Annotated in this window: 19 protein-coding genes; 15 read left to right on the top strand and 4 right to left on the bottom strand. The window is 45.5% G+C overall.

The features are described 5' to 3' along the window. Positions 1 to 112 precede the first annotated feature (112 nt). Complete coding sequence (locus DK187_RS04680; RefSeq protein WP_111606172.1) at positions 113 to 1,105, bottom strand: TRAP transporter substrate-binding protein; 993 nt, start codon at positions 1,103 to 1,105, stop codon at positions 113 to 115. Between the two features lie 207 nt (positions 1,106 to 1,312). On the opposite strand from DK187_RS04680, the gene DK187_RS04675 reads away from it, so the two are divergent. The 6 genes from DK187_RS04675 to uxuA all read left to right on the top strand — a co-directional run bounded on the left by DK187_RS04675 (position 1,313) and on the right by uxuA (position 9,724). After that, positions 1,313 to 1,783, top strand: coding sequence for a TRAP transporter small permease (locus tag DK187_RS04675; protein WP_111606171.1), 471 nt, complete (start codon positions 1,313 to 1,315; stop codon positions 1,781 to 1,783). Positions 1,784 to 1,863: 80 nt separating this feature from the next. Further along, complete coding sequence (locus DK187_RS04670) at positions 1,864 to 3,162, top strand: TRAP transporter large permease (protein WP_111606170.1); 1,299 nt, start codon at positions 1,864 to 1,866, stop codon at positions 3,160 to 3,162. A gap of 44 nt (positions 3,163 to 3,206) precedes the next feature. After that, positions 3,207 to 5,606: a glycoside hydrolase family 31 protein gene (locus DK187_RS04665; RefSeq protein WP_111606169.1), complete on the top strand. Its 2,400-nt coding sequence runs from the start codon at positions 3,207 to 3,209 to the stop codon at positions 5,604 to 5,606. A 14-nt stretch (positions 5,607 to 5,620) separates the two neighbouring features. After that, positions 5,621 to 7,027, top strand: coding sequence for a glucuronate isomerase (gene uxaC, locus DK187_RS04660; protein WP_111606168.1), 1,407 nt, complete (start codon positions 5,621 to 5,623; stop codon positions 7,025 to 7,027). Positions 7,028 to 7,053: 26 nt separating this feature from the next. Continuing rightward, complete coding sequence (locus DK187_RS04655) at positions 7,054 to 8,547, top strand: mannitol dehydrogenase family protein (protein WP_111606167.1); 1,494 nt, start codon at positions 7,054 to 7,056, stop codon at positions 8,545 to 8,547. A gap of 1 nt (position 8,548) precedes the next feature. After that, on the top strand, positions 8,549 to 9,724 hold the full coding sequence (gene uxuA / locus DK187_RS04650; RefSeq protein WP_111606166.1) for a mannonate dehydratase: 1,176 nt from the start codon (positions 8,549 to 8,551) through the stop codon (positions 9,722 to 9,724). Between the two features lie 118 nt (positions 9,725 to 9,842). On the opposite strand, the gene DK187_RS04645 is transcribed toward uxuA, so the two are convergent. Further along, entirely contained in the window at positions 9,843 to 10,907 is a 1,065-nt protein-coding gene (locus DK187_RS04645; RefSeq protein ID WP_111606165.1) for an FAD:protein FMN transferase, read from the bottom strand. 172 nt (positions 10,908 to 11,079) lie between these two features. Beyond that, on the bottom strand, positions 11,080 to 12,063 hold the full coding sequence (locus DK187_RS04640; protein WP_111606164.1) for a helix-turn-helix transcriptional regulator: 984 nt from the start codon (positions 12,061 to 12,063) through the stop codon (positions 11,080 to 11,082). Positions 12,064 to 12,173: 110 nt separating this feature from the next. On the opposite strand from DK187_RS04640, the gene DK187_RS04635 reads away from it, so the two are divergent. The 7 genes from DK187_RS04635 (at position 12,174) to DK187_RS04605 (ending at position 20,174) form a co-directional block, all read left to right on the top strand. Further along, positions 12,174 to 13,364, top strand: coding sequence for an MFS transporter (locus DK187_RS04635; RefSeq protein ID WP_111606163.1), 1,191 nt, complete (start codon positions 12,174 to 12,176; stop codon positions 13,362 to 13,364). Positions 13,365 to 13,551: 187 nt separating this feature from the next. After that, a complete protein-coding gene (locus tag DK187_RS04630; protein ID WP_111606162.1) occupies positions 13,552 to 14,598 on the top strand; it encodes a LacI family DNA-binding transcriptional regulator in 1,047 nt (348 codons plus the stop codon). 120 nt (positions 14,599 to 14,718) lie between these two features. Continuing rightward, the gene (locus DK187_RS04625; RefSeq protein ID WP_111606161.1) at positions 14,719 to 15,993 is read left to right on the top strand and encodes a sugar ABC transporter substrate-binding protein; all 1,275 of its coding nucleotides are present in this window, start codon (positions 14,719 to 14,721) and stop codon (positions 15,991 to 15,993) included. 130 nt (positions 15,994 to 16,123) lie between these two features. Then, positions 16,124 to 17,206: a carbohydrate ABC transporter permease gene (locus tag DK187_RS04620; protein ID WP_111606160.1), complete on the top strand. Its 1,083-nt coding sequence runs from the start codon at positions 16,124 to 16,126 to the stop codon at positions 17,204 to 17,206. Next, positions 17,207 to 18,085 carry a carbohydrate ABC transporter permease gene (locus DK187_RS04615; protein WP_111606159.1) on the top strand — a complete coding sequence of 293 codons (879 nt, stop codon included), beginning with the start codon at positions 17,207 to 17,209 and terminating at the stop codon, positions 18,083 to 18,085. 17 nt (positions 18,086 to 18,102) lie between these two features. Continuing rightward, on the top strand, positions 18,103 to 19,095 hold the full coding sequence (locus DK187_RS04610) for a glycoside hydrolase family 68 protein (protein WP_111606158.1): 993 nt from the start codon (positions 18,103 to 18,105) through the stop codon (positions 19,093 to 19,095). Further along, positions 19,095 to 20,174, top strand: a complete 1,080-nt coding sequence (locus DK187_RS04605; protein WP_111606157.1) for an ABC transporter ATP-binding protein — start codon at positions 19,095 to 19,097, stop codon at positions 20,172 to 20,174. The genes DK187_RS04610 and DK187_RS04605 overlap by 1 nt, the downstream gene beginning before the upstream one ends. Before the next feature lie 142 nt (positions 20,175 to 20,316). Here DK187_RS04605 and DK187_RS04600 read toward each other — a convergent pair whose 3' ends face one another. Beyond that, positions 20,317 to 20,982: a LysE family translocator gene (locus DK187_RS04600; RefSeq protein WP_111606156.1), complete on the bottom strand. Its 666-nt coding sequence runs from the start codon at positions 20,980 to 20,982 to the stop codon at positions 20,317 to 20,319. An 81-nt stretch (positions 20,983 to 21,063) separates the two neighbouring features. Between DK187_RS04600 and DK187_RS04595 the strand changes: the two genes are divergently transcribed. Further along, entirely contained in the window at positions 21,064 to 21,978 is a 915-nt protein-coding gene (locus tag DK187_RS04595; protein WP_111606220.1) for a LysR substrate-binding domain-containing protein, read from the top strand. Positions 21,979 to 22,228: 250 nt separating this feature from the next. After that, a complete protein-coding gene (locus DK187_RS04590) occupies positions 22,229 to 23,215 on the top strand; it encodes an alpha/beta hydrolase (protein WP_111606155.1) in 987 nt (328 codons plus the stop codon). The last annotated feature ends 64 nt before the right edge of the window (positions 23,216 to 23,279 follow it).

Genomic DNA, 23,279 nt, shown 5'->3' with positions numbered 1-23,279 from the left:
TAGCCAGTAACATGAAAAGGTTAGGAAGAGATATGCGTTAAGATGAAGTAATAAATGAGCGACTCTTATTGATCTAAGATACACAATATCAAAAAGAGTCGCTTGATTCAGCTTATTTGTCGAGTGCTTTTATGGCCTCCACATAGGATGCAATAACAGGATCGTTTGCAGCATCTTTATGCATCGGCTCAACGGCTTTAATAAAGGCATCTTTATCGACATCTAGAATTTCTACGCCCATTTTAGTGGCTTTATTGAGTTCTTCTTCGGTGTACTCAGCCCAAAGTGTTTTCATAAAGGCGGTTGCCTCTTTACCAGCCGCTAATACCGCTGCTTTGTTCTTATCAGATAGGCTTTCCCAGGTTTTACTGCTAATAACCAGTACATCAGGGATCATAGCGTGCTCATCTTGGCTGTAATATTTGGCGACTTCGCCGTGGCGATAGGTCGTCACCGCACCAATATTGTTTTCAGCGCCATCCACCACTCTCTGTTGCAACGCGGTGTAAAGTTCACCAAATGGCAATGGAGTAGGGGAGGCTCCCATTAGCTCCATCATTTTAATGGCACTTGGACTTGGTTGAACACGAATCTTCATGCCTTTTAAATCGGCAGGTGTTTTAACGGGTTTGGTGGTGTAAAAGTTACGAGACCCAGCATCAAAATAGGCCACACCGACAAAACCATATTGTTCAGAGGAGCGTAAAATTTTCTGACCGATATCTTCACTTTCTAGTGCGCGGTAAAAATGCTCACGGTCTCTAAAAATATAAGGAATATTAAATGCGCCGTAAGCTGGATCGAATGATTCGAGTTCACTGGCGTTGGACTTCGCCATGTCTAGAGCACCGCTTTGTAACAGTTCCAAAGACTCACGTTGGGTGCCTAGTTGACCATTTGGATAAACGCGAACTTTTAAATCCCCATCGGTCTTTTCTTGTACTTCATCCGCAAAGAATTTAAGAGCCTGATGAACGGGAGACTTTGTGTCGCCATTATGACTCAGCTTTAGGGTTTCAGCGAAACTCATTGATGAAGCGCCCATTAAGCCACCTACCAATAATGCTGAGGCGAAATGCAGCTTAGTTTGTTTAATATTTAACATTGTCGAAATCTCCGTTTTGGTATTTTTATATTATTTTTTACGTTTTCGGATAAGCACATTGTGTCTGTATGAATTGGCATAATTGCATGCAAGTGAAATTTGGTCAACCAATTAAGTCTATTTTGTTGACCAAATATAATGTTTGGTTCAATATGTTGCCGAGTAATGATGGTTATGTAAGATTTTTATCCCTTCTGGAGGTGGTAAATGACGAAATTTATTCGAGTGGTGGACCGCATCTTATCCACTGTTTGTGTCACGTTAATGGTGGCGCTGGTGGCATGTGTGGTTTGGCAAGTGTTCTCTCGTTATGTGTTGGGTGCACCGAGTACGTCAACGGATGAAATGGCGAGATTTCTCTTTATTTGGGTTGGTTTGTTAGGCGCGGCGTTTACCTTGGGCCAGAAAAAACATTTAGCAATGGACTTTATGTTGCTTGCTTTGGATGGGCGAAAAAAAGCGACCTTGCAATTGGTAATTACGTTAATCGGTTTGTTTTTCGCTGTGGTAATCATGGTGTTTGGTGGTGGTTCTTTAGTGCTTAAAACGTTAAGTGTCGGGCAAATTTCACCGGTCTTAGGGTTGGAAATGGGCTGGGTTTATGCGGCTATTCCGATCAGCGGTGTCTGCATGATTCTGTATTTACTACGAGATATTTTTGCTCCAACGCAAGATTGAAATGTTCTCCAGGCTAAATAATAACGTCATTTCGTAGCCTGTTTAGTTATTCATAAATTCTAATAATAAGGATAAAAAACGTGGAATGGTTAGTAGCACTCGTTTTATTCGGTAGTTTTTTCACCATGTTGGTACTGGGTGTACCAATTTCCTTTTCCATCGCGATTGCCTCGTTATTGTCTATCATGGTATCGCTGCCTTTTGATGCGTCGCTTTCGGTTGTGTCACAAAAGCTTGCTTCGGGCATGGACAGTTTTACTTTATTGGCGATTCCATTTTTTATCTTGGCGGGCAACATCATGAACCGCGGAGGTCTGGCGCTTCGGCTTATTGAATTTTCCAAGTTGCTTGCAGGGCGCTTACCGGGGTCTTTAGGGCACGTGAACGTTATTGCAAACATGCTTTTTGGCTCTATTTCTGGTTCAGCAGTGGCTGCTGCTGCCGCGGTGGGCGGCACTATGGCGCCATTGCAGAAGAAGAGTGGGTATGACCCCGTCTTTTCAACGGCCGTTAACATCACTTCTAGTCCAGCAGGGTTGCTGATTCCTCCTAGTAACGCCTTGATTGTTTACTCTCTTATTTCAGGCGGTACCTCGATCAGCGCGTTATTTTTAGGTGGCTATTTACCTGGGTTGTTAATGGGCGCTTGTGTCATGTTAGCGGTTGCCATTGTCGCGAAGAAGAAAAATTACCCTGTGTCTGAGAAGGTCTCTTTAGGGGAGGCGGGTAAAATTACCTTCAGAGCGTTGCCTAGTCTGGGACTGATTGTGGTCATCATGGGGGGGATTATTGGCGGTGTCTTTACCGCCACAGAAGCCTCAGCCATTGCCGTTGTTTATTCTTTGTTACTGGCGCTGATTTATCGTGAAGTTAGCCTGCGAGATATGCCGAATATCATTCTTGGTTCGGTCATGACGGCCGCGATGATCATGTTGTTAATTGGCGCATCCATGGCCATGGCCTGGGCGATGGCTAACGCGGATATTCCTTATGCTGTAAGCGATGCGTTATTGGCTCTGTCAGATAACCCAATCATTATTTTGTTAATCATTAACTTAATTTTGCTGATTGTCGGTATTTTCATGGATATGACGCCAGCGTTGTTAATTTTTACACCTATTTTTCTACCCATTGCCCTAGAACTGGGTGTCGATCCTGTTCACTTCGGCATCATTCTTACATTTAACCTATGTATTGGTATTTGTACACCACCTGTAGGCAGTGCGCTGTTTGTTGGCTGCTCGGTAAGTGGTGTCAAAATTGACCAAGTGATTAAGCCATTATTGCCTATCTTTGGTTTGTTAATAGTGGCGTTGTTGGCGGTGACTTTCATTCCAGAAATTAGCCTGTTTTTACCTTCTCTTTTGCTTGGATACTAGTTTAGAAGCTTGCAGATTTTAACGATGTTTGGAGATAGATTTTTATGAAGCCGATTAATAATTGGAAGCTTCTTGGCGCTGAAAATAACCGTGTGGACATTGAATGCGATGGCCGTCATGTTTTGCATTTTTTCGTTTTAGAATCCAACGTGATTCGTGTATTACTGAAAAAGAACGGTAAGCTACAACTCGAAAACAGCTGGTGTGTTTCCCCAAATGACAGTCTAAATGGCAGTGAAATGAGCTGGCAAGGCCGCGATCGTATGAGTACGGAAGGCTTTTCTTGTCCAGAATTCAACGTCACAGAACAGGATAACCAGCTCAGCATTGCCACTGCATCACTGCGTGTGACCTTATCGAAACCATTGAAGTTAACATGGGAATACGCTGACGCGGCTGGCAATTGGCATTATCTTGCCGCAGACCGTCACAGTGGCGCTTATATGTTGGGTGTGCAAAGTAACGACATTCACCATTATATGGCCCGTGATTTGTCTGAAAAGTATTACGGATTGGGAGAAAAAACCGGTGACCTGAATCGTCACGGCTCGCGCTATCAGATGCGTAATATCGATGCCATGGGTTACGATGCCAAACACACCGATCCACTGTATAAGCACATTCCTTTTTACATCACCAAAACGGAGCAAGTGAGTTTCGGGATTTTCTACGATAACTTGTCAACCAGTTGGTTTGATTTGGGTAACGAGCTGGATAACTATCATGGTTATTACCGCAGTTACCACGCTGACGAAGGGGATCTGGATTTCTATTTCATGTACGGTGAAAAAGTCGTTGATGTGACTAAAACCTACGTGAACTTAACGGGCCGAACCATCTTTGGGCCGAAATGGAGCCTTGGCTACAGCGGTTCTACCATGCTTTATACGGATGCCGAGAATGCTCAAGAGCAGCTCGGTGACTTTATTAAGCATTGTGACAATCACAGCATGCCTTGCGATTCTTTCCAGCTTTCGTCTGGTTATACCTCGATTGGTAACAAGCGTTATGTCTTTAACTGGAACACCAGTAAGGTGCCAAATCCACTGAAATTGAGTGCAGATTTTCATCAGGCTGGTCTTAAATTAGCGGCCAATATCAAGCCTTGTTTGTTACAAGACCACCCTCGCTTTGAAGAGGTCGCGTCGCAAAATTTATTCATTCAAGACTCTGAATTCGACGCACCTGAGTCTTCTCAGTTTTGGGATGATTCTGGTTCACATTTGGATTTTACCAACCCAAATACCATCCAATGGTGGAAAAAGAATGTCACCGAGCAATTGCTTGAAAAGGGCATCGACTCCACTTGGAATGACAACAACGAATACGAAGTGTGGGACAGTAATGCGCGCTGTGTTGGCTTTGGTAAGCCGACGCCGATTAAGCTGATTCGTCCACTTCAGCCTCTACTAATGATGCGAGCTTCCTACGAAGCGCAAACCGAATTCGCACCGAACTTGCGACCTTATTTGATCTCTCGTTCTGGTTGCCCAGGTATGCAGCGCTACGTACAAACATGGAGTGGTGATAACCGCACTAACTGGCAAACCTTGCGTTACAACACGCGCATGGGGGTTGGTATGAGCCTTTCCGGTTTGTACAACCTAGGTCATGATGTGGGTGGTTTCTCAGGGGATCGTCCAGATCCAGAATTGTTTGTGCGTTGGGTTCAAAATGGTGTCATGCATCCTCGTTTTACCATCCATTCTTGGAACGACGATAAAACGGTAAACGAACCTTGGATGTACCCAGAAGTGACACCGATTATTCGAGAAGCGATGACGCTACGATACCGCTTGCTGCCATATTTGTACGATCTACTTTGGCAGGCCCATAAAGATCACGAGCCTATGCTTCGTCCAACTTTCTTAGACCATGAAGCCGATGCGCGTACTTACGACGAGTGTGATGACTTCTTGTTGGGTAAAGACCTGTTAGTGGCGTCTGTGGTAGAGCAAGGTCAACGAGTTCGCCCTGTGTATTTGCCTGACAATGGTGACGGTTGGTACGACTTCCACCGTAAGACTTGGTACGCTGGTGGACAAAACATCACCTTGCCAGCCGCGCTAGAGGAGATTCCTTTGCTTGCTCGTGCTGGCAGTGTGATTACAACCAGTAATCGCATCGCTCACGTGGACGCCGAAAAAGACACCCAGCGTCAGTTCCTGGTTTTCCCATTCAAAGGAACAGGGCAGCGTGACTTATCTGTGTTTGATGACGATGGACTGTCGACGGGCTATTTAGATGGCAAGTATCTGCTGCTGAACATGACGTTGACATCCGGTCTTGAGCGTATTGATCTCAATATTTCACGAGAAGGGGAATGGCAGCCGGCTTATAAAGAGGTGAGCTTTGTCTTACCTGGAAACGAGCAACGTCCTTTCTATGTCAATGGTAAGCGAGTTGAGCGTTCTCAAGCTGTCGCTCTTAGTAGCCTTATATAAGCCGAGGGAATGATATGAAAAACTTTATGACAGAAGATTTTTTGCTGACCACAGAAACGGCAAAGCGCTTATATCATGAATACGCCGCTGATCAGCCAATTTATGACTACCATTGCCATTTGAACCCGCAAGAAATCGCTGAGAATCGCCGTTTTACCGACCTAGGTGAAATTTGGCTAGAAGGCGATCATTACAAGTGGCGCGCCATGCGTGCCGCTGGTATTGAAGAGCGTTTAGTAACGGGCAATGCGAGCTTCAAGGAAAAATACCAAGCCTGGTCGAAAACCGTACCTCAGTGTATTGGTAACCCAATTTACCATTGGACGCATTTAGAACTGCGTCGTCCTTTTGGCATTACGGATGTGCTGTTTTCGCCTAAAACGGCCGATGCCATTTGGGAGCAATGCAATGAAATGTTGCAGCAACCTGAGTTTTCCGCCCGCGGCATCATGCAGCAAATGAAGGTGAAAATGGTTGGTACCACAGACGACCCTGCCGATAGCCTCGAACATCACAAGTTCATTGCCAATGACAGCAGCTTCGACATTGCTGTTACGCCAAGTTGGCGCCCTGATCGTGCTTTTAAAGTCGACCATGTTGGCTTCAAAGATTACTTGCATAAACTTGGTAAAGCGGCAGATAAAAACATCGTGCGCTTTAGTGACCTGATTGATGCTTTGGCGCAACGTCTCGAGGTATTCGATGCACATGGCTGCCGCAGTGCTGACCACGGCATTGAAATCATGCGCTTTGCCAATGAACCAAGCGAAGCTGACTTAGATGCCATTCTAACGAAACGAATAAATGAGCAGCCGTTAACCGAGCAGGAGATCGCGCAATTTTCCAGTGCGGTTCAAGTGTGGTTAGGCAAGCAATACGCCAAAAAAGGTTGGGTAATGCAGCTGCATATTGGCGCGCGCCGTAATAACGCTTCCAGAATGTTTAAACTGATTGGTGGGGATTCCGGTTTTGACTCCATGGATGATCGTGCCTTTGCGGAACCTTTGTCGGGTTTCTTGGATGCTTTAGACCAAACTGATGAATTACCCAAAACCATCCTGTACTGCTTAAACCCAATGCATAACGAAATGTTGGCGACCATGGCGGGTAACTTCCAAGGTGGTGGTGTGGCTGGCAAGGTGCAATTCGGTTCTGGCTGGTGGTTCAACGATCAACTCGATGGTATGCAACGTCAACTGACTAGCGTGGCGCAAATGGGTTTATTGAGCCAGTTTGTGGGCATGCTGACGGACTCTCGTAGCTTTTTATCTTATACCCGCCATGAGTATTTCCGCCGCTTGTTGTGCGAGATGATAGGTGGCTGGGTAGAACGGGGCGAAGCGCCAGCAGACATGGTGCTATTGGGCGATATGGTGAAAGGCATTTGTTCAGAAAACGCTAAGAAATACTTTGGATTTTAAGACGTTTTTAAACATAAGGAATCATCATGATTAGCATAAAAACAACAAACAGTTTATACGAACCTGAAAAGGTCGATGTGGGCATTGTTCATATTGGCTTAGGCGCTTTTCACCGTGCGCATCAAGCCGTTTATATAGAAAAAAATCTCAACCGAAATCAGGGTGGAGATTGGGGCATTTGTGCCGTGAATATTCGCTCGAATAGCCAACTGGTTGACGAGCTTAAAGCCAATGGCTGCCGCTACCATATTGCGGAATATCAAGACAGCCAGAATGTCGAATTGCGTGAAATTAATGCTATTCGTGATGCTTTGTTTGCTGGCACCGATAAAGAGCCTTTATTTGAAAAGCTAGTGTCGCCAAAGACTAAGATAGTCACGCTCACCGTGACTGAAAAAGGCTACTACTTAGCACCAGCGGACAAAACATTGCGTCAGGATGACCCAAGTATTCAGCACGATATTCAGACCCCCGCGTCACCAAAAACGGCACCAGGGATCTTGGTGGAAGCCTTGTATCGCAGAAAAGAATCTGGTTTACCGCCGTTCACCATTTTGTCCTGTGACAACATGCCGAATAACGGCAGTTTAACGCGTCGAGTGGTCTGTGAGTTGGCAGCACATCGCTCCGCCGAGTTTGCTAAATGGATTGAAGACAATGTGGCTTTCCCAAGTTCCATGGTGGACAGAATAGTGCCAGCCATGTCGGATGCTTCACGCGAGCGATTGCAGAAGGAACTTGATTGTCACGATCAAAATGCTGTGATGTGTGAAGCCTTTAGTCAATGGGTAGTAGAAGACAACTTTCCGCAAGGTCGCCCAGATTGGGAGCATGACGGCGTGCAAATGGTGAAAGACGTTCACCCGTTTGAAACCATGAAACTGCGCTTGTTAAACGGCAGTCACTCTTTGCTTGCTTATGTTGGGTTAGCGGCTAAATACAAAACCGTGGCTCAAGCGGTTGCGGATGAAAAGTTCGCCAGCTTGATTCGTCACTATATGGGCTTTGAAGCCGCACCAACTTTGGATTTACCGCAAGAAGTACAAGTTCAAACCTATATCGACAGTTTAGTGAGCCGTTTTGCCAATGACAGCCTGCAGCATCAGTTGTCACAAATAGCGATGGATGGATCACAGAAAATTCCCCAGCGCTGGTTAAATGGTGCGGAAGAGCGTTTGGCCAACGATGTAAAACAGGGCGATCTAAATGCAACGGCGTTAGGTGTCGCGGCATGGCTATTTTATGTGCGCGGTGAAGACCTTGAAGGCAATCAATACAAGGTCGACGACCCAATGGCACAGACATTAAGTGAGCTTCATGGTCGTTGTGCTGACCCTGAAAGCTTGGTGCGCGAAGCACTAAAACTGAACGATATTTTTTCAACCACACTCAGTCAAAGCGAGATGTTTTCTCGTGCTGTGCTGAATGCTTATCAAACAATTATTTCAAGCGGTGTTACGGATTGTCTGTCATTCAACAACAGACTGTCCAATAACAACACTGCGAATTTCGGAGGATAAAATGGAACATACTTGGCGTTGGTTTGGACCAAACGACGAAACAACCTTGACGGATATTCGTCAAACTGGGGCAACGGGTGTCGTCACGGCTTTACATGAAATCCCCAATGGCGAAGTCTGGCCTGTGGAAGCGATTAAAGCGCGCAAAGCCATGATAGAGGCTCATTCACTGCGTTGGTCTGTCGTGGAAAGTGTCCCCGTCCATGAGGACATTAAAAAGCGTACCGGTAATTACCAAGAGTACATTCAAAACTACAAGCAAACTTTGCTGAATTTAGCTGAATGTGGCATCGACACCGTATGCTATAACTTTATGCCTGTACTGGATTGGACTCGTACCGATTTGGATTACGAATTACCAGATGGTTCCCGCGCGTTGCGTTTTGATCAAACCGCTTTTGCTGCGTTTGAATTGTACATTCTAGAGCGCAAAGGCGCAGAATCTGAATACAATGACGAAGAAAAAGCGCAAGCGAAAACCTTCTTAGAGAACCTAAAGACTGAAGATAAAGACCGTTTAGTTGCGAATATCATCGCTGGTCTTCCTGGCTCAGAAGAAAGCTACACGCTAGAGCAGTTCCGCGAAAAATTGGACGAGTACGATGGCATCGACAAGAACAAGTTGCGCGAGCATTTAAAACTTTTCTTAGAAGAAATTGTGCCTGCAGCGGAACAAGGTGGCTTGCGTTTGGCGATTCACCCAGATGATCCACCACGCCCGATTCTTGGCCTACCACGCGTGGTGTCTGTGAAAGACGACATCGAATGGTTGGTGACGTCAGTGCCGAGTCCTGCGAATGGCATTACCTTATGTACTGGGTCTTACGGCGTACGTGCAGACAACGACTTGGTGGATATGGTGCAGCGTTTTGGATCGCGCATCTTCTTTACTCACTTGCGTTCTACCAAGCGTGAAGAAGTCGCAGGCAGCTTCCATGAAGCGTCACACCTTGGTGGCGACGTAGACATGGTCGGCGTAGTGCGTGCGCTTCTTGTCGAAGAGAAAAAGCGACACGATAACAACGCTCCGAGCCTGATCCCAATGCGACCAGACCACGGCCATCAAATCCTTAACGACCTAGAAAAGAATTCAAAACCGGGTTACTCAAAACTGGGTCGAATGAAAGGTTTGGCAGAAGTGCGTGGTTTAGAGCTTGGGCTGAAAAGCACACTTTAGCCTAGCGAGTTGTTAATTTTTGAATGCCTCAATACCTTCCTGACCTGAGTGTCTTGGTATTGGGTGTTTCGAAGCCCTCCCAATAGTTGAGCCATGTACTACTGGGAGGGCAATGGTATTAATCAAATTCAACTTTGTTGGTTTTTAGCATAGCCGTGCTGCTGGAATCGATTAATTTCTCTTGTTTTCTTTCGATGAAGAAAACTTCTAAGTTTTCGTTTTTGGCGATTTTAGCGCCTTCATCAAAACCAAGACATAACATGGCCGTTGCCCATGCGTCGCTGACTCTTCCATCGGTTCCAAAGACAGACGCCGAGACAAGGTCATGCTTGATTGGTTTACCTGTGCTTGGATTAATAATATGAGAGTACTCCACGCCGTTATCGTCAAAGTGGCGATTGTAAGTCCCAGAGGTATCCAGTGTAATGCCTTGGTAGTTGGTGACTGTCATGATTTTATGGATTTTAGGCAGGCCATCTTTTGATGGAATGGGTTGCTGAATGGCGATGCGCCATTCATCACCATTTGGTTTGTGACCTTTGACTTTCATATCACCACCAAATTGCACCATGTAATTCTGAAAACCTTTTGATTCGAGTATTTCGCTCAGCTTGCCAATGGTATAGCCTTCGCCCATGGAGGAAAAATCAAGTTGTAAAAATGGCCGAGTTTTACGAATACGCTTGTTTTTATCGTCTACTTCAATTTTATCTATACCCAACTCTGCTTTGACCATGGCCAGTTCTTCGTTTGTTGGAACGTGAAGCGTTGCTTTTTTAAAGCCCCATAAGTCAAACAGTGGGCCAACGGTTGGGTCATAACACCCCGCCGAGCGATGGTGAATGTCTTTAGATATCTTGATTAGGTCAATAAAATCCTGAGAAGCGGGTTGCCATGCCAGAGAGGGATTGGCATTAAATTCAGAAATGTAGGAATCGGGACGATAGGTGGAGAGCTCTTTATCAATCTGCGCAAGGGTAATATCGAATTCAGTTTGTACCTCGCTGACAGGGGTGGCATCCTCTGCCCAGAATAGAATCTGGTACGTTGTACCTTGTGCATAGCCTTCAATGCTTTCTATTTTGGGTGGTTCACTGCATCCCGTTAGCAATGCTGCCATTAGTAAGGCGCTAATTCCTCCTAAAGAGATGTGGTTGAAACGGTACTTTATGAATCTAGTCATGCATTTAAGCCTTGTGAAAAATGAGACTCAGCCATTCTACCAGTCGTTTATGATCAACTCTATCTAAGCTTGTATCATCCACACTAATGTGCATTTTTAGCAGGATGGTCGATTCGTTTGTAAGACGTTATACAGCTTAAGAAAGAGGCCAGTAACCTTCTGAGGATGTGTTTTATTCTGGATACACACCACGTCTTACCGCGCCGGGAGGTATCCCAGTCATGCGTTTGAAGGCTCGGCTAAATGACGCCGTAGAACTGTAACCAAGTCGATTGGCAATGTCATCGAGTGAGAGGTTGTCATGGCTGATCCATTGGCTGGCAAGGCGCATGCGTAAGTTACCAAGGTATTGCTGGGGCGTATATTGAGTTAACTCTGTAAATCGCTCAGCAAACACGGATCGAGAAACCCCCATCTCGATGGCCATATCTGCAACGGACCACTGTCTTCCGGGGTCACGATGCAGAGCGGATAAGACTTGCGCTAACTTGGGGTCACGCATTGCCTCGACCCAGCCACAGACATTGCAGCCAGTTTCTACCCAACGACGCAATATAGCCGCCGCGACAACATCGGCAAGTCGAGTCAATATCACCCCGTAGCCAGGCCGCTTAGCCATGAGTTCTTTTGTCATGACATCAAGAAGGATGGGGATTTGTGGGTCGTGATTGGGCACGGTTTCAATATGCATCACCTCTGGCTTTAAGTGTGCCAGCGGGTGCAGCCAACCCAAATCAAACTCCATGGCGCAGCTGAAAATGAAGTTATCTCTTGAGCGGCAGACTTTAAGGTCACAAGCGCTGATTTCTGCGGTGGAGTCACATAACGGAACTTTTTCAAAAGCATCAATACTGACTAACGAGACATGGTCTTCGCTGTAAAGATCATGGACTCCAGCACAAGGAATTAACACCGCATCGCCACAGGCAAGTTGTTGCACCGTGCCATTTCGGGTGCGCAAAAAGGCAGAACCTTGACCGATAAAATGAAAGTACGCCAGTTGCTTATCAGCACCTTCTCCGAATCGTAGACCAAATGGCGCGGAAATGTCGACTCGTCTGTATTCAAGTCCCTTAAGACGAACACCAGATAAAAGCGCATTGACCATATCGTGTTGGTTTTCATGATGTGCGTTGTTTAGCGAGGAAAGTGACATAGCTACTCCGGACGATATGGTATTAATTTAAGATATATTGGTATATATCGTCCGGCCTGTCCATATTATTCTGTACGTAATTTATCAACATTCAGTTAAGAGGACGTTTAATGACGAATACAGTAAATGTGTCCCCAGCACAGGCACAACAAGATGTACCTGCTTGGGGGGCCGTAATCGCTATGACACTAGGGGTTTTTGGGCTAGTTTCAGCGGAGTTTTTGCCTGCTAGTCTATTAACCCCCATGGCATCGGATCTTTCCATTACAGAAGGCATGGCAGGCCAAGCCGTTTCCGCGACAGCACTTCTTGCCGTGGCTGCTAGCCTTTTAACCGCCACGGTTACGCGTGGGATAGATCGTCGTCATGTCCTGTTGGGATTTTCGGTGTTGCTAATTGTGTCGAATATTTTGGTTGCTTTTGCGCCGAACTTTGTTCTGCTGCTGGCTGGGCGCGTACTGCTTGGGATTGCTCTTGGTGGTTTTTGGACCATGGCGGCAGCCACCGTTATAAGGTTGGTGCCGGAGAGCAGTGTTCCACGAGCTTTGGCTATTATGTTTAGCGGTGTGTCCGCCGCGGCGATTTTTGCGGCTCCCTTGGGCAGCTATCTGGGAGGAATTATTGGCTGGCGTCATGTTTTCTTAGTGGCGTCCTTGCTGGGTGTTTTGACGCTTGTGGTGCAATTTTTCACACTGCCAAGCATTCCTCCGCGAGGTCGGGCCACATTAGGTACGCTGATTGCGGTAATGAATCGTCCACGGATGAAGTTTGGTCTGTTTGTGTTGGTGCTTATTTTTACGGGTCATTTTGCCTTATTCACCTATATACGACCATTTCTTGAAAACGTGACGGGCGTAGCGACGGCGGGTATTTCAGGGATTCTGTTGGGTTTTGGCGTGGCGAATTTCATCGGTACCCACATTGCAGGTACGTTGATCGGCAGATCGTTGCGTCTAACCTTGGCTCTTATGCCATTGATTATGGGGCTGGCTGGCTTAGGTATGGTGAGCTTTCAAGGCATTGCACCTACGGCAATTTTAGTGGCGATCTGGGGGATGGCGTTTGGTGGCGTGCCAGTCGCGTGGTCAACATGGATTACACGCAGTGTTCCCGACGAAGCGGAAAGTGGTGGTGGGCTTATGGTCGCCACCATTCAGGTGGCCATTGCACTGGGCGCCGCAGCGGGTGGGCTTGTGTTCGACATCAGTGGTGCCTTGGGGGTATTCAGCATCGCTGCCATGATTTTGCTGGCAGCTGCTATCGCTGTGGCTATTGGTTTACGAACTGGTCCAGCAAAGTAATCGGATAACGTTTCTAGCCCCGATGGTGTAATCCCATCGGGGTATTTTTGTTTCGCTGTTTTGTCGATGTAACGAGCATTTAACGAATTGGTATCGACACACCTGATTGTTATTTACCCAGATTTTTCTTGACAAGGTCTATTTTAGCACTATTATGACATCGATGTCATTTTAAGGTTAATGCTTAATGTCTACTATTTACGATGTGGCTAAAATCGCCAATGTATCGCCCAAGACCGTTTCTAGGGTTCTGAATAATGACGCGCCAGTGGGTGAAGCAACACGTTTAAAGGTTCAAGCTGCTATTGACCAATTAGGCTATGTTCCAAGTACCGCGGCAAGAGCCATGCGTTCCAATAAGTCGGGTTTAATCGGTGTTATAACGGGGGCAATTTCTCATAATCCTATATCAGGTCCGACAGGGTTGCCTGATTTGTTTATCTTGCAGGGTATTCAGACTGTCATTCAAGCATCTAGTAAAACATTACTGATTGGCGATACGGGTGACGATATTAAGCTTGTGGCACATTTAATTCGGACGTTTCAGGAGCATCGCGTTGAAGGCATTATTTATGTGGCAGATTGTCATCAACAAGTCAGTTTACCAGTTCAAAACAAGAACATCGCCATTGTTTTGGCAAATTGCTTTGATGATCAGCAAACACCTGCTGTGATACCTGATGATGAGTGGGGGCAATATAATTTGGTCAAGCAGATCCTTTCAGCCGGTCATCGACGAATTGCGTATTTAAGTCTTGATAAAACTATATTAGCCACAGAATTGAGAACACAAGGTTATCGTAACGCTCTAAAAAATGCAGGTATTGATATTGATGACACCTTAATAATTTGTGTTGATACTTTAGACCAAGAAGTTAGCAAGGTATTGCTGGAGCAGGCTGTAGATTATTTATTAGGGCTGGATCAACCCCCTACCGCGATTTGTTGTGGTAACGATATTATGGCGTTGAAAATTTATAGAATGCTGCGTTCTCGTGGTGTTCGAATTCCAGAAGATATATCCGTAGCGGGATATGATAATTATTTGGCGATTACGGAGAGCTTGTCTCCATCCTTAACCACTGTGGATTTAGCGTATCGTGAGATCGGAATGGAAGCAGCAAAGCTGTTGTTAAAACAAATTGATACGAAACAATACCATTCGTCAACAACGCCAAGCTATGTTGCAAGCCCGGTTGTATGGCGTCATTCTGTGCAACCTCAGTCTAGCTAGGTGAGATGTAGGCTAGGCGGTTTTACCCTTTGTTAATTTTAAAAAGACACTCGTGTCTTTTTAAAATGCCCCAAAATGACATCGATGTCATTAAATGTTACCCCTTTGGAGACGTGAACGATGAAAACAAAAATAATGAAAAACGTACTATTGGCTTCGACTATTCCGTTATTGAGCTTGGGCTCTATCAATGGCTTTGCGGCGACAGAATTGTCCTTGTGGTATCACGGTGCAGGCAATCCAGTAGAAGCCAAAATCATTGATCAAATTGTGGGGGATTTCAACGCCAGCCAATCGAATTGGAAAGTGGCGCTGCAAAGCTTTCCCCAAGAATCCTATAACGATTCGGTTATTGCCGCTGCTCTAGCGGGTAACTTACCCGATATTCTGGATGTGGATGGGCCGGTTATGCCTAATTGGGCGTGGGCGGGGTATTTACAGCCTTTGAATATTAATAGTGCAGCAATAGAAGACTTTTTGCCGGGCACAAAGGGTTACTGGGATGGCCAGCTTTATTCTTTAGGATTATGGGACGCTGCTGTGGCGATGATTACACGTAAGTCGACTCTAGTGGAGGCTAATATCCGTATTCCGACATTAGCGCAGCCATGGACGTTAACCGAGTTTAATGCAGCGTTGGCGACGTTAAAGCAAACGGGTAAATACGATTATCCATTTGACCCAGGTTTGGCGTGGAAAGGGGAATGGTTTCCCTATGCCTTTAGCCCATTCTTGCAAAGTTTTGGTGGCGACATTATTGACCGTGAGAGCTATCAAACTGCCGAAGGTGTTCTCAACGGCGATGAGGCCATTGCCTTTGGAGAATGGTGGCAAATGTTATTCCAAAAAGGGTATAGCCCAGGCAATTCACAAGACAGTGCGGATCGTGAAACCGGTTTAGTGGAAGGCAAGTATGCGATCCAATGGAACGGCAATTGGACGGCATTGAATATGTTAAAAGCGTTTGGTGATGATGTGTTGTTTTTGCCCGCCCCAGATTTCGGTCATGGCCCTAAAATTGGTGCGGCCAGTTGGCAATTTGGCGTCTCAGCAAGCACGTCATACCCGCAAGGTGCGGCGGACTTTATTCAGTTTGCCACACAAGATCGCTACATGACGGCATTTTCGGATGCCATAGGATTAATCCCGCCAACCAAAACAGCCGCCGCAGCCAGTGAGCATTATCGACAAGGTGCTCCCATGGCAACTTTTTTTGAGTTATCGGCACAGCAGGCTGTGTTGCGTCCTGTAACACCTGGTTATGTGGTGGCCGCTAAAGTGTTTGAAAAGGCTTTAGCGGATATCGCCGATGGCGCGGATGTAGTGGATACGCTGGACAATGCCGCAGATGAAATCAATCAGGACATTCGTCGGAACCTTGGTTATGGCCACTAAGCCTGTACGTTTTGCTTATAAGCCTTACGTTGCTAGGTCTCAGGCAAGATGAAATGCGCTCTGAAGAGTGTTCTGAATGAACGCTCTTCAGACGCCATGATGGATTAATCGTCTTAAAGGCAATTTAATTATGCAAAAGAATTCTTCGTCTCTAACCCAGCATAATCGCAGCGGCTGGCTGTTTGCTTTGCCGGGCTTTGGTTTGATGATGCTGTTTATTGTTGTGCCATTTGTGTTTGCAATTGTGTTTTCCATGACCAATCAACGTTTGATTTCGCCCAATCCAACGCAATTTGTCGGCTTTGAAAATTATCGTCAATTGTTAAGCGTGAATCTCCTTGTGCTCGACCCTGTGAGTACTGAGACGGGTGAGCTTAAGCAAAACACAGACGGTACACTGACGTATCCTCGCATACGTACGTTTACTCGAAACAATCCAAATTATCCGCATTTGCAAGGCATGAAAGAGTGGTTTTCATGGCAATGGCAGGATAAACAAGTGGCTATTTTGGCGAGTGACCCTGTGTTTATGAAAGCCGTTGTGAACACCTTTCTCTTTGTGATGGTGGTGGCGCCATTACAAGGCGCATTCGCCTTAGCCCTTGCCTTGTTGATTAATCAGCGCCTGAAAGGGATCAATGTGTATCGGGCCATCTACTTTATGCCCGTGGTGGTGTCCATTGTGGTGGTTTCTATTCTTTGGCGTTTTATCTACGACGGTCAAAATGGCTTGCTCAACAATCTACTGCACAGCGTATCGTTTGGTCATCTTGCGCCAGTGGATTGGCTGGGCAACCCAGATACCGCACTAGGGTCTATTATGGCCATGTCCATTTGGCAAGCTGTTGGGTTTCACATGGTGATTTGGTTATCAGGTTTGCAGACCATTTCTCCGACCCTGTACGAGGCCGCCAAAATAGAAGGCGCTTCTGGCTGGCAAACTTTTCGTTATGTGACTTGGCCAGGGCTTAAAAATACCGCTGTTTTGGTGTTGATCGTGATTACCATGCAGGCGTTTGCCTTGTTCGCTCAGATAGATGTAATGACCAATGGGGGGCCGTTGGACAGCACGCAAACCATTGTGTTCCAAGCGGTTGAACGAGGTTATGGCAAGCAAGATATCTCGGGTGGATCGGCTATTTCCGTGGTGTTATTTGTCATTGTGCTGAGTATTTCTTTGCTTCAGCGTCACTTTACACGGGAGAAAAAATAAATGTCTCATTCTTCAGTAGATCATCATCGACTTCGCTTAGTGGTGCGTTACACCTTACTGTCGTTGATTGCTTTGATGTTTATTTTTCCGCTGGTTTTTATGCTGGTGTCTTCGCTAAAACCGGACCACCAACTGTTAGCGGACACGGCTTCATTGCGAGCATTTTTGCCCGTTGGGGATATTAGTCTGAGCAATTACGACAAGGCGTTTGAACGAGCTCCTATTTTTTTGTTTATGTTTAATTCTTTGCTCGTCACCGCTGTGACTGTGGTGCTGAGCTTGTTGTTGTGTTCAATGGCGGGATTCTCATTTGTTTATCTAAATTGGCGTGGTAAACAGCTGGCTTTTTCCATCATTTTGGCCACATTAATCGTGCCATTTGAAACCATTGCGATTCCCATGCTGCTCATGGTTTCCAAGCTGCCTTGGCTGGGTTTGGAGGGTCTGACTTGGGGATGGTTGAATACCTATAGAGTGCAAATTGTGCCCTTTATTGCAGACGGATTAACCATTTTTCTGTTTACGCAATATTTCAAAGACTTGCCAAGAGAGTTGATTGAAGCGGCACGTGTTGAAGGTAGTAGCTGGTGGCAGGTGTATTGGCGCATTGTGATGCCACTATCTGGCCCCGTGATTGCGACGGCTGCCATTTTGAAATTCTTGGTCATGTACAACCAGTACTTATGGCCGATTATGGTCACACAACAAGAACAATACCGGCCAGTCTTGGTCGGCTTACAGTATTTTTTCCAGCTCAATACCGCGTGGGGAGAAGTGATGGCGTACTTAACACTGATCACTATGCCTGTCTTAGCGTTTTATCTGGTATTGCAACGAGCTTTTATCGCTTCCATTGCCTCAACAGGCGTCAAGGGTTAATTTTTAGGAGTTATATAATGACAATCGCATTAAAAGATCAGTGGATTTGGGACAGTTGGTATTTTCGTGAAGGCGACACATGGCATGGTTATTTTTTGAAAGCCGATAAGGCGTTACTTGATCCTGAGCGACGTCATTTAAACGTTAGCCAAGGGCATGCTACTTCTACAGACCTAGTTCATTGGCAGCATCATGGTACGTGTTTTGCGCCAGCGAAGTCCCCAGCTTGGGACGATTCTACCACTTGGACTGGCAGTGTCGTGTGCGATGAATCAGGCTTATATCATTTGTTCTATACCGGAACCTGTTTGGCCGAAGGCAGTCTTTATCAACGCGTAGGCCATGCTACCAGTACGGATTTACATCATTGGCAACGTGTCGGCGATGGCTTGTGTTTAGATTTGGTGGGAGAAAATGCCGCTCATTACGAACATCAACATCAAAAAGGTTTTTGGCACGATCGAGCCATGCGCGATCCCTGGGTGATGAAAGACCCAAAAGGGGAGGGTTGGTTGATGTTTTTTACCGCCAGAGCGCCGGGCATTGATGAAGCCAACGCCGGTGGCGCGATTGGTTTTGCTACCTCCGATAATTTATATGACTGGGAGTTACAGCCTCCTGTATTTGTTGGTAGCTTTGGTCAATTAGAAGTGCCGCAAGTGTTTGCTATTGGTGAACGTTGGTACTGTTTGTTTTGTACGTCTGGCCAACACTGGAGTGAGGCGTATACGGCGAGTCAAGCGGGTAAATTGGTGACGGGCAATCATTACCTGATCGCTGATCATCCGCGAGGACCTTGGCAAGTTGCTCCTGGGGCTTTTTTTGACGGCGAGAATCCTTGTCACCGCTATGCCGCGAGAATATTAGAAATCGAAAAGGGCCATTGTATCCTAGGTTTTCATGATCAAGACACGCAAGGTTTTGTTGGCGAAATTCTTGATCCAGTTGCAATAGAGGTGGACGCAGCGGGTCTATTAAACGTCACAGAGAACAAAAAGGATAACGACTAATGGCGGACGTTACATTACATAAGCTGGTAAAGCGCTACGATAAAACCGATATTATTAAAGGCGTGGACATCGACATCAAAGATGGTGAGTTTACGGTATTTGTGGGCCCATCTGGCTGTGGAAAATCCACCTTGCTACGGATGATTGCGGGGCTTGAAGACATCACAGACGGCACCCTGTCGATTGATGGTAAGGTAGTGAATCACCTACAGCCCAAAGACCGCAGTATTGCCATGGTTTTTCAATCCTACGCTATCTTCCCTCATATGACAGTGCGGGAAAATATGGCCTTTGGCCTGACGATTGCTGGCATTTCAAAGCAAGAAAAAGACCAGCAGGTCAATGAAGCCGCTAAAGTTTTGCAAATGGAGCATCTATTAGAACGTCGACCCAGCCAGCTTTCAGGCGGTCAACGTCAGCGTGTGGCTATTGGGCGTGCCATTGTGCGTAATCCCAAGGTATTTTTATTCGACGAGCCCCTTTCTAATTTAGATGCCGCATTGCGTATGGACATGCGTATGGAAATTGCCAAATTACACAAAAAACTTGGTGCGACCATGATCTATGTGACGCACGATCAAGTGGAAGCCATGACATTAGCGGACAAGATTGTTGTATTAAAAGGTGGAGAAGTACAACAAATTGGTAGCCCGATGGAATTGTTTCATCACCCTGCAAATCGCTTTGTGGCAGGGTTCCTCGGTTCACCATCGATGAACTTTGTTGAGGCTGAGGTACTGGCGATCGATGCTCAAACCATTACCCTTGGTTCCTCGGTGTTGGACCCTGTTGTGCTGCCAAAACCAGAGCTCGCGTTACAGCTTGGTCAAACTGTCGAGCTGGGTATTCGTCCACAGTACCTACAGCCGCAGCATGGCGATGTGAAAGGCTCTTTGCACGGACAAGTGTCATTAACAGAGCGCCTTGGCACTGAAACGATTTTAGACGTTAGTCTGACAGATGGTAAAAAAGTCATTGCCGCGATTGGTCAGGATCAGCTATTTCAGATAGGTGAAAACATCCGTCTGCATTTTGATCCAGAACGAGCGCATGTTTTTGTAAAGAGTGGAGACGCTTAAGCCTTTCCTTAAAAGGCAGAAAATATGTCATTTTATGGCGCTAAGTGAAGCGCTTTAGTTGCTCAAATGCTCCGGTTATTGTTAATAATCGGAGCATTTTTTAATCATTCGAGTTTGGTGTCAAAGATATTTCATTTTAGAATCAGCTTATTAATAACCTTAATCCGAGAGACGTCATTAATAGGCCCGTCACTCGTTCAACCCATATTTTAAAGATGAATACTTTTTGTTGAATTCTCGCGGATGTTAGCAAACAAGCCACTAAAGCAAACCAGACGAAATGCGCTAAAGCAATGTAAGCACCATAGCCAAGCTCTATCAGTAAAGAGGTGTCTGCTGAAATGACTTGGCTAAACAAAGACACGATAAATAACATGGTTTTCGGGTTAAGTGCGTTACAGGCAAACCCAGACCAAAAAGCTGAGCTTTTTCTGGCTAGTTTGTTTTGAGATGCGTTTTCACTTTTTAATGGTTCAAATGTCGGCTTAGGTTTAGCTCTTAAAAAGAGTGCTTTGATATCTGGCCATAAGGCTGAAATGCCCAACCAAATAAGATATATGGCGCCAAGAAATCGTAAGGTATTTAGAACCCAGATATTGTTTGTAAAGACAATCCCCAGTCCCAAGAGTGTATAAGCCAAATGTACGCTGATGGCTGTGCTAATTCCTAACGCACACAAGATGCCTTCTCGTCGTCCTTTTAACAACGAGATCTTCGACACCATGGCAAAATCTGGTCCAGGGCTCATTACCGCTAGTAATGTGATAATAGCAACGGAATACAATTCAAATTGATCTATATTTAACATGGCAAAATACTCTTATTTGTGAATAATGAGAGTATGAATTGCTATGAAAGCAAATAAAATCGATAATTAATGGTGGATATTGTGAGTAATAATCACATAAAAAGGCGGCTTCCTCCCTTGGGTGCTTTAACCGCTTTTGAAGCCGCAGCACGGCACCAAAGCTTTTCTCGCGCAGCGCAAGAACTTCACCTAACTCATGGTGCGATCAGTCGGGCCGTAGCACAAATTGAAGAGCGTATTGGCGTTGACTTATTTTTGCGTCGTAATCGTCGAGTTTACCTCACGACAGCAGGACAACGGTTGTTAAAGACGACATCTGAAGCCTTAGATGCGTTAAGTCACACTGTCGAGGAGATTCATCGTCACGATAGTGCTTCGCCATTTCTTACCGTGTCTTGCGAACCAAGCTTAGCGATGCGTTGGTTAATGCCACGATTAGGTGAGTTTCGAGAACGGTGTCCGGAATTGAATATCGATCTTAGAATGGCGGGTGGCTCGATTGATTTGCTGTCTGAGAATTGTGATATCGCCATTCGACGTATGGATTTTGGTATCAAAGAAAATTATCAAATAACAACGCTTTGTTCTGAATGGGCAGGTCCTGTTTGTACTAAAGTCTATTGGGACAAGCATATTCGCCAAGATGTAAGCGAAGCCAATTGGCTACATAGCCGGACTCGGCCCAATGCATGGGATGATTGGAAAGTCTCACAAGGCATCGAAAAGTTGACGCCAAAAAGTGAACAGCACTTTGATCATTTCTTTTACGCCTTACAGGCGGCGCAAGATCAACTCGGCATTGCTATTGGCTCTACGCCCTTGGTTGCTGATGATCTACAAACACAACGTCTCATTGCGCCATTAGGCATGCAGCCGACAGGGTATAACTATGCTTTATTAACGCGTGACGACCCAAACCAAGATCCCAGAGTTGCGGCATTTTCTAATTGGTTGATGGCGCAGACTACGCCCTGCTATCCCGTCGTACGACTGTAATTTAGTCTTTTACATCCTTGCTATTTGGCTCCCAAAGTATTCATCTTTCCCAGCTGTTAGTAATCGTTGGCAAAGCTGATGGCATCAATAGCCGGTACCGTCTCTATTTCTAATAATAGAAATCATTTTTGAATTGGTTGGCGGGCTGGTCATACATCATAATGACGTTCTAGTGGAAAGAACGATATTTTAACGGTTGTTAATCTGCATGACTTACAAATAATAAATATAATGGAAAGAGGATGTTCAAATGAAATTTACAATGTCTACTATTTTGCTGGCGACGGTCGTTAGTTCTTATGCCAATGCCGATATCATTCCAGCACAACAAGCCAGCTATGATGAATTTCCTAATAGCACCGTCCATGTAGAGGGCATAGAAGAGCGGAAGGCACACCACACCATTCGTTCTTTCAAGTTAGTGAATAATGTCGTTTACGCTCATAAATCCGATATGGATCTTCATTTGACGATCATTAAGCCAGTTTTAAAAGAATCCAATGGAGAAGAGAGTAAAACAACTCGTTTTCCTATTGTTATTTATGTGCAGGGGTCGGCATGGTTTAAGCAAAATATGGGAAATGAAGTAACTCAGTTATCACGTTTTGCAGACAGAGGTTATATCGTCGCATTAGTCGAATATCGACCATCAACGGTTGCACCATTTCCTGCGCAAGTGGAGGACGCTAAGAGCGCCATTCGTTTCATGATAGAACATGGTGAAGAGTATTATGGTGATCCTGAAAAATTAGTTGTCTGGGGCGATTCCTCTGGCGGTCATACCGCAAGTATGGTTGGAACAACACTCGATACACGTGACTTCGATACGTTAGAGGGTGAGCCCATTAAATTAAAAGCAGTTATTGATTATTATGGTCCAACCGCTATTTGGAAGATGAATGAAGAGCCATCAACCTATGATCATATTCAGCCTAATTCACCCGAAGGTATGTTGCTCGGTGGCAAAAATGTTCTGAATCACATAGAAGCAGCAAAAAAAACCTCACCAATGACGTATATTTCGCCTTCTGAAAGCATGCCTCCTTTCTTGATTGTCCATGGTGACAAGGATCGACTTGTTCCGTTTGGGCAAAGTGTGATGTTATTTGATGCTTTAAAAAAGAACCAACACGACGTCAGAATGATAAAACTTCACGGCGGAGATCATGGTGGTGCACCATATTGGCAGGATGATGTACTGGATATCGTCGATAATTTTATAAAAGCGACGTTGTGAATATGCCATGCCTTTGCTTTGCCACAATGACTGTTTAGACAACAGACCGACATTTATTAGTTAG

Origin of the sequence: Marinomonas arctica (assembly GCF_003259225.1) — a bacterium.
GTDB lineage: Bacteria > Pseudomonadota > Gammaproteobacteria > Pseudomonadales > Marinomonadaceae > Marinomonas > Marinomonas arctica.
This window is presented reverse-complemented; position numbering and strand designations above follow the sequence as displayed.